Here is an 824-nt window from a genome sequence, read left to right on the forward strand (position 1 = left end):
CTGGGGACTACCTTGCAAGCCCACCGTCACGCGCGGCTAACGCACACGAGTCCACCGGCCGATAAAAATCGCCCAGTACACGTGTCCATCATGCGCGTGCCGGGCGACTTTCACTTTCAGTGTTTAGGATGCTGCGAGCTTTTGGGCGCGCTGGTAAGACACTCCGAGGACTGTTCCCATATCTCGCACGGTCATTCCAGCGTTTCTCATTGCAACAGCGAGGTCATGAGTGCTTGCCTGTGCCGCAGCGGTCAGTCGTGCCGCTTCTTCGCGTTCTTTTTCGGCGCGAGCTTTCATTTCCGCAAGGCCCGGTGGGAGAACAACATCAACAACAATGTTGAGTTCGTCTGGGTCTAGGCCTGCCTGAAAGGCCAGTGCTTCGCGCATCTCGTCGGCAGCATTAGCCAGCCGCTTAGTTTGGGACACTGCCCCTAGTTCGGCGCATTCGAGTACCCATACTCCGCTGGTTCCGCGTTCTGCGGTTACTGTGTATGTCGTGGTCATTACCTCCACCAGCCTTTCCCTAATTCTTGGGCGTATTGGTCGAAAAACTTCTTGACTGTCACATCGTCAATCTCACGGTGCCTACCTAAGGTTCGGGTTGTGTTGCCTACCCGATAAGCGTCATGGCGCGATAGGGCGATTTCCTCAAATTCAAGACCGCGCCGCTTGGCTTCCGCTTTCAATTTCTTGATGACGGCGTTTCGCTTCATAACAGTAGTCTACCGACGGGAGACTAAACAAGTCAACCACGGGTAGACGGTTTTCTTGATTATGTTCCTTCGTCAATTGAACTGGGGACTACCTTGCAAGCCCACCGTCAC

The 824-nt window shown here is 54.5% G+C and carries 2 protein-coding genes; both read right to left on the bottom strand.

Annotated elements, in window-relative coordinates:
- Window positions 1–123: 123 nt before the first annotated feature.
- Window positions 124–504: a hypothetical protein gene (locus HMPREF3067_RS11175; protein ID WP_005532314.1), complete on the bottom strand. Its 381-nt coding sequence runs from the start codon at window positions 502–504 to the stop codon at window positions 124–126.
- The gene (locus tag HMPREF3067_RS11180; protein ID WP_049063700.1) at window positions 504–713 is read right to left on the bottom strand and encodes a hypothetical protein; all 210 of its coding nucleotides are present in this window, start codon (window positions 711–713) and stop codon (window positions 504–506) included. The genes HMPREF3067_RS11175 and HMPREF3067_RS11180 overlap by 1 nt, the downstream gene beginning before the upstream one ends.
- Window positions 714–824: the final 111 nt, after the last annotated feature.

Source organism: Corynebacterium sp. HMSC04H06 (assembly GCF_001815935.1).
In the GTDB taxonomy this organism is placed as follows: domain Bacteria; phylum Actinomycetota; class Actinomycetes; order Mycobacteriales; family Mycobacteriaceae; genus Corynebacterium.